This window comes from Lysinibacillus sp. CNPSo 3705 (assembly GCF_028674935.1).
GTDB lineage: Bacteria > Bacillota > Bacilli > Bacillales_A > Planococcaceae > Lysinibacillus.
This window is the reverse complement of record NZ_JAQZSD010000024.1, coordinates 1-13,962: the sequence shown is the minus strand read 5'-3', so window position 1 is coordinate 13,962 and position 13,962 is coordinate 1. Positions and strand designations below refer to the sequence as shown.

Here is a 13,962-nt window from a genome sequence, read left to right as displayed (position 1 = left end):
AATTAAAAAGCCCCCGTTTTTAAATGGATATGTGTATTAAAGAATTCGAGTATTTTCTCATACACGTAAATTTCATTCGCCTTTTTCGTGAATCCATGACCCTCATCCTCTAGCACAATATATTCTACTTCTCGCCCCTTATCTTTTAAAGCAGCAACAATTTGGTCAGATTCCTTTTGCACAACACGTGGATCGTTCGCCCCTTGAATGACTAACATAGGTTTCGTCATACCATCTAAATACGTAATTGGCGAATCGGCTGTTAATCTTTCCTTGTCTTTTTCTGGATCTCCTATCCATTGCTTCATATATGGTGCCCAAAAATCCGGGACAGACTCAATAAATGAAAACAGATTACTTGGGCCAAAAATATCGACAACTGCTTTAAAGTAATCTGCATGGCGACCATGTAATAGCAGTGCCATATAGCCACCATAGCTACCACCTAAAAGCAGCATTTTATCACGATCAGCATAGCCCTTCTCAATAAGCCAATCAATCCCAGTAGTATTATCAAGACGTGGACCATGACCCCAATCGCCCTCAACCTTTTTCTTAAAGTCTAGGCCATAGTTCGATGAGCCTCTAAAATTTGGTGCAAAAATAGAGTATCCCTGGCTAACAAGAAATTGGAACATCGGTCGAAATGATTTGCGTTCAATTGCTTGCGGACCACCATGTGGCCATAAAATAACATGGCCATTCGAATTTTCCTCCTTCGCCTTGAACAACAGTGCCTCAATTTCCAAACCATCAAATGATGGATAACGAAGCACTTCAGGTTCTACCAAATCCTCATCTCGAACACCCGGTACTCTATAGTGAGTTACCTCTAACCATGAACTTCCCATTTCCTTTGACACAAAAATATTATTTGGCTTCGTAGCCGATTTTCCAAGCAAATATAAATGTCCGCTTGGCATAATAACCATTTTCTCAATAATATCAACAGGTGTTTCGAGTTTTTCATTTTTTCCATCTACAATTGTATAACGATAAAGCCGATCCTCTACACCATAGGAACCGACAATATATAGTGCATACTCTTCTTTTGAATAATAAATACTTGTAAAACTTTCTTTTTCTAATTGAAGCAACTTTGTAAATTGTTTCGACTGAATATCGAATTTTGCTAAATAGCTAAAATCTTCATCGTAATCTGTTAAAAAATAAATTTCCATTTCAGAAATATACACAACATCGGCAACTGTATGCTGCTTATCCGTTAATGGCGTGAGCAATACTTCCTCACCATCAATTTGTACATATGCTAGGGAATGCGTATTTCCAAACTGTTTAATATAAACAAATGATTTTTCCTCTGGGCTAACTGTAGCGATAAAAGTAGGTGCATCACTACCCTCAATCAGTAACTTTTCTTCTTCACTCTCAATGTCATAAACTAAACTATTTAAATACGTTGAATTTCCAGCTGTAGTTGAATAATAAAGATGTCTACCATCATCAGTCAAATGTCCGTAGAAATGACGTTCTCCCTCTTTATAGCGAATTGGTACTAGGCTTCCTCCCTCAGGTGGAATTGCATAAATTTGACTATTCTCATCACCATCTTTATCAAATCCAACTAAAAGGAATTCACCTGTTTTCGAATATTTAATAAAATCCGAAGTTTGATTATGAAAAGTCATTTGATACGGAAACTTTTTCTCTAAATCCATTCCCCAAAGATTAAAATATCCATTAAAATTCGTACTTAATACCATCTGCTTTTCATTAGGACTAATCGCAAAATCACTTACCGTAAAGTTTTGCAAAAAATGCTTTGTGTTCATCTTTTCAAACTGAATCATAGACATTCCTCTTTTCTTAAAATTTTTCTCTGGTAACAGTACAAAGGTTTCCATCCCTTTTCCTGTGATAACGTCTTAACCATCTACATCCAAATCGACTTATCGGAGGAAAGCACCTATTCATAACGGGAATAAATCCCATGCCATGATGGAAATCCCAATAAATATAATTATACCATTTATTTAATATTGATATCTGAATATTTTAATTTTATATTTTCCCCAAAAAATGTTATAATAAAGCTAGTTTTCTTTTCAAGGAGGAATCGAAATGGACGCATTCTTTTGTAATGCTTGCTCTAGACCAAACACATTACAGGTCAAAGAGGTCTAGAAAAGTTAACCCGAATAACATAATTGAATGATCTCTTTAGGCCATAAACCTTTATGAAAAGCCTACAATACAGGAGTGAATTCAAATGGAAAAACCAACAATCCAACCGTTTTTAACGGTCGCAAACTATCATTTACTTGAGCAGCAAATGAATAAAATCATATTAACCCTTGCTACGACAAAAGATAAGGACGTTATCCTTGCCGTACAAGGTATCGTTGAAAGCGAGATTACAACAAAATTAGCGCTGTCGGCTGAGCAAGCTGAGTTGATTGAACAGCTTTTTGAAGTGACGAATCGTGCACAAGGTGATGAGTATATAGAGCAATTAAAACGATACGTCATCCCATTCAAAGCAGTCACTACCAGTGCATTAAAAAGCCTTTTTAAAAAGGAAAAAAAGCTAAAACTACCGAAGCTTGAAGAAATTGATTTTCAGGAGATTTGTTATTTAGCTTGGGATGATCCTGGAACACATCGAAAATACGTTTTACTAGAACAAGATGACAAGCTAAAATCGATTAAAGGCACATTCTCTAATGATACAATTCGTGGAATATGTGCAATATGTAATCGCCATTCCGACGTTGGCCTATTTACTACATCTGTAAAAGGGCAAACCGTTGGTACGTTCACGAATTATAGTAATTACATTTGCGCAGATAGCCAATTATGCAACCGGCATGTTACGGATATCGAAAAAACAAAAGCATTTTTCGAGCGCATCACTCAATAAAAAGAAGCCTTCTCCATTGTGGGAAGGCTTTTTATGATCATTTTTATTATTAATAACGAAGCTGATTTTGATCCACTTTTATCGATGATGCAATGATAACAAAGCCGAGCATTAAAACAAAAATTAAATCCAGTAAACCTGTATGCATCGACACCGTAAATACCGTAATCGTAAAGGCATAGGCGACAGAATGGAAACTACGAATGCCTTCCTGCTTCACTTTATTATAAAGAAGCGAAATTAAAGCACCGTATAAAAAGAAACCAATTGCAACTAATAAATAGCCCCCATCTAAAAATAATTGACCGATAAAGGTTGGTGTAGTTGTACGATTTCCACGTGTAATAACCTTGCCCTTCTCTATACTTACGGAATTGACAACCTCCGTGACCATCATGCGAGGTGAAATTTGCTTACCAGGTAATATCGTACTAAAGATACCTTTATGGACTTCACCGTTTAAATAACCGTTCTCCTGCGTATACTCCATAATTGTACTTAATACAATATGCCCTGTTACACTTTCTTCATTTAATGCACGCACCCATAACGGCGTTTGGTTTACCTTTTCTTCAGCCGTTAACAGCTGGTCTCTCGCCTCATCCGTTAGCTCCACATCTGGCTGATCTCTTCTATTAAATTCTAGTGACCGGTCCTCCGTTAACACACGAATAAAACTAAACATAGAAAAAGCTACACCAATAACTAAAAGCGTTGTTAAAAACCACGCCAATTTCACTCGTTTTACTACATAGTGGATAATGATGATCCCTGTAAATAGGATAATAATTAATGGCGTTCGATAGGCAACTAACACAAATAAAAAAATGATAAATGCATAGATAGAACCGTAGATAAACCCTTTCTTCCACGTCATATGCTTTTCTAAAATCATTTTATAGGATAGTAGCAATAACACGCCAAACCATAGTAATTGACTAAAGAAGTTCAGCTTTGGATTTAAATTTCGGCGATTTGATTCATCCGAAATACCAAGTCCGCTTCCAAAAACCATCCATATGTACGAGCATAAACCAAGTAACGTAAGAAACACGATAAAATGAATCACATATTTGCCTAAAAACGACAGACCAAATGAAGGAATTGTCCATTTCATCTTGTCTATAACATAAACACCTATGTAATAACAAAGAACTGCTAAAATAACTGCGGGCCAGATGGAAACATGTAAATTGAACATTTCAAATCTATGCCAATCAAACATGCTCGTAAAGAAATATAGCAGTAAAATAAATGGTAAAAAGAAATACGGCGAAAACGTATCGATTTTATTTAATTTTCTTAAAAATTGTTTCATATCCTTTTACACCCCAAAATGCTTTCTCCCCCATACTTTATATTAATTTCCAATTATGTAAAACAAGAATAGTATACCATATTAACAGATTATTTTATATATTCACTCACTACTTTTGTTAACAGTATTCAAGGAAAGTATCGAATTATTAAAATTCTAATAAGTGTTTCTGTCTTCGTGGTTCGGGATACTGCTATGTGTAAAACAATAGCTCTTCCTATCAAAAAGGAATACGAGTACAGTGCTTTTGTGCTGCCTGTACTCGTTTAAAGGTTTTATAATTTAATTTCCGAGAAGCATAACCTTCATATCACCGAAATGGAATACCATGGACGGATCTGCAACAGAAAGACCAGGATTTGTAGGACTAGAAAGGCCTGATCCACCGACCACTTCAATCTCAAGTCTGCCACGTAAAGGGCGCTCTCCTACTAAATAATCGCCTGTAGATTTAACATGAAGAATCCCATTTACAATCGAACTAATATCAAATTCCAATCGTGTACAACTCCTTGGAGGTATAACCGTTAATGGAAGACCTTCTAGAAAAGGTTTTTCATTCTCATTCGTTATAAAAGGAAGTGATATTCCTTCCGTTGAAAGTTGTAAAGAAGGACAATATTCAATCACAACATCAGCTTCTAATGGTTTGCTTGTAGGGTTTTTTATCAGAATCACAAGTCGATTATTAGGCTGTCCAACTGCAGCATCTAATGGAACAAGAAATGGTCCTGTAGTTATCGTATACTTTCTAGTATTTTGACATGTTGATGTTTGATTTGACAAAGTTTCACCTCCTATTAAAAAGAAATTACTTTCTGTATATCTTATTAAAATACAAAAACAATTGTTAGACGGTTGTAGAAAGAATTCCACTATATTTTTGATTGTAAATGTAGTGATTGGACGCAATCCAATTTCCCTGTAAAAAACAATACAATTCATTTAAACCAAACTATTAAAAAGACTTTTTAATAGGTGAAATCTATAATCTTGAGGTACTTTCTGGGGTACATACTTTTTTCTGCTTTCCCCTATTATAATGATAGCTGAATACAACAACTTAACATCGCACTATAAACGTTGATACACGAGTGTTTATAAACAAAAAAACACCCGCGTTTTAAACGAGTGTTTCGTAATTTTTTAGGATAACCATTTCGGAGGTGTGTTTTTCTCCCAGTATATATCCCCTAAATTGTTATGTGCCATAAAGTCGTCCTCGGCACTATGGTAGTGGAAGTTGTAATAATAACCTTCCTGTGGTCGTTTTTCGGTGCGGACATGGAAGCGAATTAAATCCATCCCTGTTTCATTGCTACTAATATTGAAAATTTTTTCTCCATAGTTGCCACTTGGCTTTTCTGAAATTGTTAACGATGCTAATGATGCATCGTCTAAACTAGCTACTGTCATCGCAATGGCTTCCTCCATTTTTGGGAAGATAATGGAATCAAACTCATTGCTAATTTTCGGGCCAATTTTTGAGCCGAATTTAATATAAGATTGCTCTTTAGCAGCGTCGACGAGCAATGAACTGTAGTCGACCGGTTCTTCTTGTATTTCTGTCTCTATCGGCAGAGCAGCTGCTTCTGCAGTGCTTGTCCCAGGTGATGGTCCGATAGAAGCACGATTCGATGGATTTTGATCAAATGCTTCCCATATCTCATGTGTTGGCGTAATTAATCCAAAAGTTAAAAACGCAACCATTATGACGATACTTTTTTGAACCCATTTCTTCATTAATTAACACCTTCTCTTTATGTACAAATTGGTAATTCTATTACTTATATATACGCATAAGCCTATAAAAGGTTTCATATTTCTATAATTCATTGTACAATATTTATGTATAAAGTAAAAACTTCACATCTTGTGAAAACGTTTGTATAACCATCATCCTGTTGCCCAAACTAATCGGGTATTTATTGACAGTATGCGGGTTAAATGTGTCGTTTTTTTAAAAGGAGGTACAAAACATGGAAATCGCAATGGGTATTGGTCTTTTATTAATGTTAGGTTACTTATCATCTTTATGCTTCACGAACTAATACAATTCCTTTGTAAAGAGCAATAATTAATTCCCACAAAGCCTACTACATCAATATTCTGTAGGCTTTTTACTTTTTATCAACAATGCATATAAACACTTTAAATAACATTAAATTGGGGCTAACTTTCGGGGCTAATTTGGGGCTAGTTGGGGCTAATTATTAACGCTTTGGTGGGCATGTTTGTATAGATGATGAAATACATAGATTGTGGCTATTTGCTTCAATCTTTTTTTACTTTCTATAATAAAAGCACCTGCCGTAGCAAGTGCTCATTTTTATTACTTTTCCTTATTCGCATCTTGTTGAGATTCCATTTCTTTACGTTTTTGTTCTTCTTCTAAAAGTTCTTTATAGATACGTGGTGCTGATGTTTTCATAAAGAAAGCATGCATACGTTGTTGTGTTTCAATAGATGGTATGGTTTTCAATTACATTCCCTCCTTCCCCCAAACACTTTGAACTTCCGGTTCACTAATTACAATATCATACAAATCTTGTGCGTGAACGTTAAGTGTTTTGACTTCTTCTAATATTTCCTTGAACAACGGAAATAAAGCCATATCAATAAGACGCACTGTATCTCGTATCTCATCAATTGCGCAACACGCCATTCCAGGGTTTTTATCCCAACCTTTATGAGTGATCTCGTCTATTCTGTCCATTAAACGAGCTACAGCACCTTGTACAACCTCTAATTGAATCATCTGTGCAGATAGGATAAATGCTTTGCTACTATTCTCATGTGCGACTGTTCTTAAAGTGTTTTGCGTTTGTTGCATGTAGATTCCCCTTTTCCTATTTATTTTGTAACTCAATCAAAGTGAGTTACTCTTTTTCAATACCGATTTCGTTAAAACGTACAATGTATCTAATGCCTTTTTGTTGTCAATTTGTAACACCATTTCAACTATGCGCAGATGATCCTTTGCATTATCACAATTATTCACTTTTATTAGAGCCTGTAATTTGTTGTTATCCATATAATCACCTCATTATTTTTATTAGTGGAAATATGCTTACTGTACTTCTATCTATTGGCGACCGCATTTAACAACAGTTGTTTATTGTGGTCAGACATGACACGCCATTCTTTTGCTGTCACCTTCATGCGTCCTCACTTCCTTTCAAAGATACGTTTCCAAACGCTTTATACAAGTGCTGGCGCATGTAAGCTACTTCCACATAATAGATTGTGGTACTTCGTAATGCGTGCTAAACGGCATGTATGCTTATGAGCGTCTTTCACCAGGTCCAATTGCTTCATTTTATTGTGGATGTATTCATACGCTGCTGAATAGTTGTTGATTGGCCACGTCCACACATTAATATTCTCTCCCCTTTCACCATGTCGGCTATTTCTAGTCCATTCTTCGACTAACCTTTGATGGTTATTAAATAGATTTGTACTAACTTCATTGTACTTTTTACTAACTTCATTGTACACACTAATTAATATTTAGTCAATAGTAATTATGAAAAATTACCAACTTCATTGTATAATTGAATTAGGAGGGATTATATTGATAAAAATCACTTTGGATAGAATCATGTTTGAAAGAAAAATTAAAGTTCCACAATTAGTGGAGAAAAGTGGATTAAATAAGAATACTTTATACGCTTTGCAAAAGAATGAGGTAACACGAATTGATCTAAATACTATAGAAGCGTTATGTACAGCTTTAGATTGCGATATCTCTGATTTAATCGAATACACACCAAATAAAAAAGAGGACGCCCAATAATCGGGTGTCCTTTCACTTTGTTCGAAAAATAAAAACACTCTCGGCTAATCATACAGCCTGAAAGTGTTTTAAATTATTTCGAAAATATTAAATAGAAATTATCTTCAAGAAACTTTGACATTTTCGAAGCTAAGAATGCCCATTTCTCTCCACTCTTTGTTGGATAGTAAACGAATCCTCCGCAATTTACATCTAGCTGCTTTTTAAATCTTGAAGGATAAAGAATATTTTCTTTTAGCCATGCTTGCTTTTTATTGGTACGTTGCTCCAGGTCTTTCATTGTCCAATAAACACCAGTCAAACTTTGCTCATTTAATTTCTCAAGTTCAACTTTTTTGATTAAAACCATATCTTCTGGTATTGAAATTGAAAGAGTTACGTTTAGATGCTGAGTTTGCATAATTCTTCTCCTTTATAAATCCTTAACGTTAAAAGGGTCTGTTAAATCTTTACCAGCGTTTCTAACTAAAAAATCATACAGCTCAATAGTTGATACTTTCATTCGACCAAGTTTTAATCCTACGAGTTGGCCGCTTTTAATAAGGTCATACACTTTATTTCTATTGCATTTAAGTCTTTTAGCTACTTCTGCAACTTCTAAAAGTTCATTCATGAAGGATCACCTCTTTAAATGGTATATTACTATTTTAGTTATTAATTTCAACCATTAAAACTGTAAAAAATTAGACCACCCATCACGGAGTGGTCTTTGTGTTATCTTTATTAATCTTCTAGATTATTTTCTGGAAGCTCATCTTCTTCTGGTGCTCTAACAAATTCTAGTAACCTCTTTTGAGAAGCACCGAATTCTTTATAATTTTTTTGTGCTTGATGTAAAGAAACACGATTTGGACCAGTTGCAACATCAGGTTTATCTAACCCTATTGTATCCTGTTGCCAATAACAAACATCGCAAATATCATATTCATCATAAATTGTAAAGTAACCACAACACGGACAGGGATATGGCTTTATTTCCATTACTTTCACACCTTTCTATTTTGGAGCGTATTTTCTAATTTGCTCTAGCCAATAAAGAATTTTATCATCTGGTTTAAAATATGTTGATATCCCTCCATATTTATTAATAATACCGAATTCATTTGTAGCAGAATCATATCTAAAATATGTTCCTTCCTCAGATACAAAAGTCTGTGTTGTTGATGTTGGCGGTTTTTCTAAAAAATCCCTTGCGTTGTGTAAATACTTATCCGATGAGACATTTCCATGGTCATTAGCATGTTTATCTAAAGTACATTTACCTTTGCGATTTCTAAAGTCTAGATCAGGATTTCTATCCCCTTCATAAGGCTTACCTGCATATTCACCTGTCTCTTCTCTAGCCTTTTCCTCATCTTTGGCTTTAATCAATACATATTCTGCGGTTGATTCATCAACACCTGTACCAGATGCCATTTCAGGTACTGTTGCATCACGTATTTTCTTACCTGTAGTAACATCTATCCAAGACCCAACAGCCGTATCTAAAACTGCTGTAGTACCATCTACGGTATTTAAAAGTGGTTGCTTCCAATCTGCAGTACCTTCCCATGGAATCCCGTCCGGAAGCTTTAAAAGCGTTTGACCATCACTTGATAAACCAAGTCTATAGCCATCCGGTGTATATGCTTGAGCACCTGGATTATAAACTCCAAGTTGACCATTAGGGATAGCACGTTCACGTATCCAATCATCCAAACGATTATAAGTATTTGCACCAGGAGTAACAGTAGTACCATCCGGATAATACATACCTAGATTCACACCAATACTTGCAGCAAAAGCAAGCATATCTCCAAGAGATTTCACATTACCTGATTGTTCATATAAAGATGAAAGAAAATCTGTTGGCTTATCATAGAAATAAACAGAACCTCGAGTAAAACCATCAACAATTACATCAACGTAAAAAACAGTACTTGAATATTTTCTAACCCGTAATACCATAGAAGTTCTTGCATAATCTTTTTTACCATCTTCATCGATATAAGTTAATCGAGGAAAAGTAGGGTTGTAATCATTTACAGCTAAATAAGCATAACCATTACCGGATTTAGCAATAAAATAACCACTACCACTACCAGTACCTGTATCAGCACCAAACTTAGGTTTAAGAGCATCCAATGCACCTGTAATCCAATCTCCTACAGTAATTATTCCATCTTCCATTTTCTCTACACTTGATAAAAAGTTAGCTTTCATATCAGCGGACATTTTTGGCCATGTTTCTTTAGCCGTCTGATACATCGCGTCCACATTGTCCAACAAATATTCCTGTGTATGCATTGCTCCAGCACCTAACGCAATTACACCTACTGCTACACCGGCATAAGTTGCTGCGGCCCATTCTTCAAAAGTTGCAGCCAATACATTGGCATGAGCTTCTGAAGTTTTAAAAGCACCATAGTTCGTATTAAATAAAAGTAACAGTGCCATTAGAGTAATTAATACTTTGTTTAATAACTTTGTACTATGTAACATTTCTAACTCTCCTTATTAAAATTAAACATACATCCACACACCAAAATTATCATACATAACCTTAAAAAGGAATATATCCTATACAAAAATACCTCCTTGACAAACACGTCAAATTACTCATTCTATTTTTTTGATTGTGGAAGGCTATTATGTTTTAACAAATGCAAAAAAACCACTCGTCGTGGAGTGGTCTTAACTTATTCTGTGGTCCCTATAATCAAATAACACTACCATTTTTCAAGAGAATATAATACTCTTCTTCATCTGTAGATAATCTTAATGAATTACCCTCTAACCTATAATCTGTAATTACATCGCTAGTATGCTCCCATAGTTTTTCTCCGCTATAAGTAATACATGTAACACCTAACTCACATAAAATAAGAAGAGAAAAGTCAGGTGCTTTAAGAATTTCATAAACAATAGAATCAAATTCCTTCAACCATAACATTTCATAATTCTTTAATTCTACACAATAAACTTTTTCATCAATACTTATCAAAATACAATTTTCTGTTTCAACTTCCTGTAATGATGGTATAATTCCATGTTGCCCACCAACAACACCGATAAAAATAGAGTCTACTGTATCAGTACCTATTCCATAAAATATCTTTTGATCTACACAATTATTATTGAGTAGATTGAATTGATTAACTCTAAGATAGTTTTCAATTTCTGATTTTGACTCGAATTCAAAGAGATTATAATTATTGGTTACTTTCATCATTTACCTCCATAAAGTTTAACCGTTATTAATTTTTCCCTATCCCATACAGATTCAATTTTTAATACTCCATTAGGACCTGAAAGTAATGATTCTCTAACTATTCTACCATTTTCTTGTGTTTTTAGAATACTAGAAGGATTATCGAAAGCATCTGATAAGTTATCAAGCACAAGTTTTCTACCTGTAGCATCATCAAAAATCCCAATACTATTTAACTGCCTTTCCATAGCAATAGAACGATCGATATTATGCTTGTTTCCGGTTGCATTCCCAAAAATGTACTCCAATTTTTTACCGAAATAAGGTAAGCCTTCACATGACTCTGAATCAATATCCATCTCTTCATCTGATATGTTACAACTAGGGTCACTTGGTTTATTATCTTCATCAGGATTATCAACTTTTTCTTCAATAATTTTTCCTGTCTCAGCGTCTTTCCATTTGCCATTCGGCGTTTGTATAGCTGCACGATTGTCGATATATTTAATAATTGGCTTGTCCCAACCTAATTTACAAATAGTGCTATCTACTTGAGCTGTACCATCCTTATTTACAATCATGGCTTTACCATCAGCAATAAGACTGAAGTTAGTGCAATTGTTAAAATGGATAATTTCGCTTTATTATTAACATCTGATAATGTTCTTAAGGAAAATCATTATTTTAAAAATGGCGGTTTAAGACAAAAAGGAAAAGGCGTTAAAATAGTGATACTACTAGATAATATTGAAAAAACATTTCAACGTGTTCTAGATAAAAATTATCCAGTTGAATCAAGTCTTAAAGCGCAATCTTGGGGAATGAAAGATTTTCGTATTATTGACTATGATGGCTATTATCTGAGATTAACTTCGTATAAAGATTAAAAAAGAGACCAAGATAGCCTGTCTTGGTCTTAAATTAATCACCTCTATTTAATTCTGTTTAAAGCGTGATCTAATTCATTTAGCCAATGTTTCCCACCATATACGACAAATGTTGTTTCATTCTCTTCATCATCAAAAACATGAATTCTTTGTGTAATAATGAGGTTTAGGCCGAGTTCAGTTCGATCTACTTCATCTAAACTAACTTCCCAATATAAATTAGGGTTTATATTTATAGCATGAGCGCAAAAGATCAAGCGTTGATTTGTTAACAACAAACGGCCTCCGTCAGATTTGGTTGCACTGTAATACATGTTTGCTACACCTGAGCGTATCGGGAATTCATTTTTATTCATTTCAATCTCATGGAAGAAGATTTTTTTATTTGAGAGTTTGGAATCATCCGTATCATAAGTAATTTGTTTTGCTTCTGATGTAATAATATAACTACCGCAGTACTCGCAAACATTTTCCTTTGGATCAAATGTTGCAGCACAGTTTGGACAATTTAAAGCTTTAGCCATAGCTCATCGCTCCTAATTATGTATATATTCTTACTATAGTATACTTCCAATTACTAAATATACCAATAACGTTAGTTGTAATGTTTGATTTACGAGCATTTGTTTTGCTAATATTTTCTATATATAATATTTGAAAGGAGTTAATTTAATTGGCTTTAATTAAACTGGATAATTTATCTGAATTACACCTCTCAATGATTCAAAATAATTTAGATTATCAGGTATTCGGTTTTAAATATAATAAAATCGAATTTAGTGCTTTATTAATATATGAAGTTAAAGATTTTAATAATTTGAATTCTATAAAATCATACACACTCACTATTTTTAAAAAAGAAACTGCCGAAAATATGAGATTTGATTTAGTAAAACAGAAAAACGCCTTATTTATAAACTCATATTTTCCTAATTATAGAGAAATTACAAATTTCCTTGAACACAAAAATATCAACTATGATCCTAACAATCCATTCAAACCTAAGGATTTCTTCACGTATGTTGATAAAAATTCACCTATCAATGCAAATAACAACTATCTTGATAGAAAAATATGTGCAAAGTATTATCCTACTATTAAGGATAATGAACAAGATAAAGTTTACTTCTACTCATTTAGAGATAATAGAAAACATGGACAAAATAGATCTCCAGAAAATTACTGGAAAACTGAAATGCTTATTCCTGAGGCAAATAAAGTTATTGGTAATAGAAATATATCAGTCCGCTTTACTGCAGATGAAAAATATAAGTACAATGAATCAAAAAATATTAGAGAAAAAAAACTGAATAACTTCATAAAGGGAAAAAAGCCCAGGCTCACAAAATTAATTGAGTACCTGGGCTTAAGTGTTATTTATGTAAAACAAAATTAAGCATAATGATATTCACAGATATCTTTATTTCCATAGTTTTTTCTAATAATCGTTCTTCCTTAAAATCTATAAGTTCTTTTTCTTCTACATTAATAATTTTAGACAAGTTTTCAATCGTTAACTCATATTCAGTTAACAAAGTGTTCAATATTACTTTTACCCTTTCTTTTGCATCAAAACCTTCAAAACCATAATTCAACATTGCTAATTTATTCTCTACATCTTCAAACTTTTGGTTTGTAATGTTATTTGAACCATTCATTAAATCTTCTATCTCATATATGGGCATATCAAACATTTTTGAGAGTTGTTGAAACTCTAAATTAAATTTTTTAATTAAATTTTGAAATTGTTCTCTAAGGTAATCAGATTGATTTGATGGAGTGGAAAGTAAAGATACTTCTATATTATCCTGAAATTTATCCATTATATTACACCTCTTCATATATTTTCAATAATGACTTGTTTTATTATTGTAATATTATATACTAAAT

Annotated in this window: 20 protein-coding genes; 4 read left to right on the top strand and 16 right to left on the bottom strand. The window is 33.7% G+C overall.

Annotation, left to right across the window (positions count from 1 at the left end; genetic code table 11):
* Positions 1-2: 2 nt before the first annotated feature.
* Positions 3-1,811, bottom strand: coding sequence for a S9 family peptidase (locus tag PVA17_RS12175; RefSeq protein ID WP_274067836.1), 1,809 nt, complete (start codon positions 1,809-1,811; stop codon positions 3-5).
* A gap of 419 nt (positions 1,812-2,230) precedes the next feature.
* On the opposite strand from PVA17_RS12175, the gene PVA17_RS12170 reads away from it, so the two are divergent.
* Positions 2,231-2,881, top strand: a complete 651-nt coding sequence (locus PVA17_RS12170; protein ID WP_274067835.1) for a FusB/FusC family EF-G-binding protein — start codon at positions 2,231-2,233, stop codon at positions 2,879-2,881.
* 49 nt (positions 2,882-2,930) lie between these two features.
* Here the strand turns inward: PVA17_RS12170 and PVA17_RS12165 are convergent, their stop codons facing one another.
* The 7 genes from PVA17_RS12165 to PVA17_RS12135 form a co-directional block, all read right to left on the bottom strand.
* Entirely contained in the window at positions 2,931-4,199 is a 1,269-nt protein-coding gene (locus tag PVA17_RS12165) for an oligosaccharide repeat unit polymerase (RefSeq protein WP_274067834.1), read from the bottom strand.
* Between the two features lie 282 nt (positions 4,200-4,481).
* Positions 4,482-4,985, bottom strand: coding sequence for a hypothetical protein (locus PVA17_RS12160; protein ID WP_274067833.1), 504 nt, complete (start codon positions 4,983-4,985; stop codon positions 4,482-4,484).
* 360 nt (positions 4,986-5,345) lie between these two features.
* Positions 5,346-5,942 (bottom strand): YpjP family protein, encoded by a 597-nt coding sequence (locus tag PVA17_RS12155; protein ID WP_274067832.1) that lies wholly within the window; start codon positions 5,940-5,942, stop codon positions 5,346-5,348.
* Between the two features lie 589 nt (positions 5,943-6,531).
* Positions 6,532-6,681: a hypothetical protein gene (locus PVA17_RS12150; RefSeq protein WP_274067831.1), complete on the bottom strand. Its 150-nt coding sequence runs from the start codon at positions 6,679-6,681 to the stop codon at positions 6,532-6,534.
* On the bottom strand, positions 6,682-7,032 hold the full coding sequence (locus PVA17_RS12145) for a hypothetical protein (protein WP_274067830.1): 351 nt from the start codon (positions 7,030-7,032) through the stop codon (positions 6,682-6,684).
* 36 nt (positions 7,033-7,068) lie between these two features.
* On the bottom strand, positions 7,069-7,233 hold the full coding sequence (locus PVA17_RS12140) for a hypothetical protein (RefSeq protein WP_274067829.1): 165 nt from the start codon (positions 7,231-7,233) through the stop codon (positions 7,069-7,071).
* A gap of 167 nt (positions 7,234-7,400) precedes the next feature.
* Complete coding sequence (locus tag PVA17_RS12135) at positions 7,401-7,574, bottom strand: hypothetical protein (RefSeq protein ID WP_274067828.1); 174 nt, start codon at positions 7,572-7,574, stop codon at positions 7,401-7,403.
* Positions 7,575-7,773: 199 nt separating this feature from the next.
* Between PVA17_RS12135 and PVA17_RS12130 the strand changes: the two genes are divergently transcribed.
* Positions 7,774-7,995: a helix-turn-helix domain-containing protein gene (locus PVA17_RS12130; RefSeq protein ID WP_274067827.1), complete on the top strand. Its 222-nt coding sequence runs from the start codon at positions 7,774-7,776 to the stop codon at positions 7,993-7,995.
* A gap of 73 nt (positions 7,996-8,068) precedes the next feature.
* Here the strand turns inward: PVA17_RS12130 and PVA17_RS12125 are convergent, their stop codons facing one another.
* The 6 genes from PVA17_RS12125 to PVA17_RS12100 form a co-directional block, all read right to left on the bottom strand.
* Positions 8,069-8,395: a DUF771 domain-containing protein gene (locus tag PVA17_RS12125; RefSeq protein ID WP_274067826.1), complete on the bottom strand. Its 327-nt coding sequence runs from the start codon at positions 8,393-8,395 to the stop codon at positions 8,069-8,071.
* 12 nt (positions 8,396-8,407) lie between these two features.
* The gene (locus PVA17_RS12120; RefSeq protein WP_274067825.1) at positions 8,408-8,608 is read right to left on the bottom strand and encodes a helix-turn-helix domain-containing protein; all 201 of its coding nucleotides are present in this window, start codon (positions 8,606-8,608) and stop codon (positions 8,408-8,410) included.
* A 110-nt stretch (positions 8,609-8,718) separates the two neighbouring features.
* Positions 8,719-8,976 (bottom strand): CPCC family cysteine-rich protein, encoded by a 258-nt coding sequence (locus PVA17_RS12115; protein ID WP_274067824.1) that lies wholly within the window; start codon positions 8,974-8,976, stop codon positions 8,719-8,721.
* 15 nt (positions 8,977-8,991) lie between these two features.
* Positions 8,992-10,476 carry a hypothetical protein gene (locus tag PVA17_RS12110; protein WP_274067823.1) on the bottom strand — a complete coding sequence of 495 codons (1,485 nt, stop codon included), beginning with the start codon at positions 10,474-10,476 and terminating at the stop codon, positions 8,992-8,994.
* Positions 10,477-10,693: 217 nt separating this feature from the next.
* The gene (locus PVA17_RS12105) at positions 10,694-11,203 is read right to left on the bottom strand and encodes a hypothetical protein (RefSeq protein ID WP_274067822.1); all 510 of its coding nucleotides are present in this window, start codon (positions 11,201-11,203) and stop codon (positions 10,694-10,696) included.
* Positions 11,203-11,766, bottom strand: coding sequence for a hypothetical protein (locus PVA17_RS12100; protein WP_274067821.1), 564 nt, complete (start codon positions 11,764-11,766; stop codon positions 11,203-11,205). The genes PVA17_RS12105 and PVA17_RS12100 overlap by 1 nt, the downstream gene beginning before the upstream one ends.
* Positions 11,767-11,811: 45 nt before the next feature.
* On the opposite strand from PVA17_RS12100, the gene PVA17_RS12095 reads away from it, so the two are divergent.
* Entirely contained in the window at positions 11,812-12,072 is a 261-nt protein-coding gene (locus tag PVA17_RS12095; protein ID WP_274067820.1) for a VOC family protein, read from the top strand.
* A 44-nt stretch (positions 12,073-12,116) separates the two neighbouring features.
* On the opposite strand, the gene PVA17_RS12090 is transcribed toward PVA17_RS12095, so the two are convergent.
* Positions 12,117-12,596 carry a hypothetical protein gene (locus PVA17_RS12090; RefSeq protein WP_274067819.1) on the bottom strand — a complete coding sequence of 160 codons (480 nt, stop codon included), beginning with the start codon at positions 12,594-12,596 and terminating at the stop codon, positions 12,117-12,119.
* 149 nt (positions 12,597-12,745) lie between these two features.
* On the opposite strand from PVA17_RS12090, the gene PVA17_RS12085 reads away from it, so the two are divergent.
* Complete coding sequence (locus PVA17_RS12085) at positions 12,746-13,468, top strand: DUF6037 family protein (RefSeq protein ID WP_274067818.1); 723 nt, start codon at positions 12,746-12,748, stop codon at positions 13,466-13,468.
* Here the strand turns inward: PVA17_RS12085 and PVA17_RS12080 are convergent.
* Positions 13,446-13,895: an HTH domain-containing protein gene (locus PVA17_RS12080; RefSeq protein WP_274067817.1), complete on the bottom strand. Its 450-nt coding sequence runs from the start codon at positions 13,893-13,895 to the stop codon at positions 13,446-13,448. The two genes, PVA17_RS12085 and PVA17_RS12080, sit on opposite strands and share 23 nt — an antisense overlap.
* Positions 13,896-13,962 lie beyond the last annotated feature (67 nt).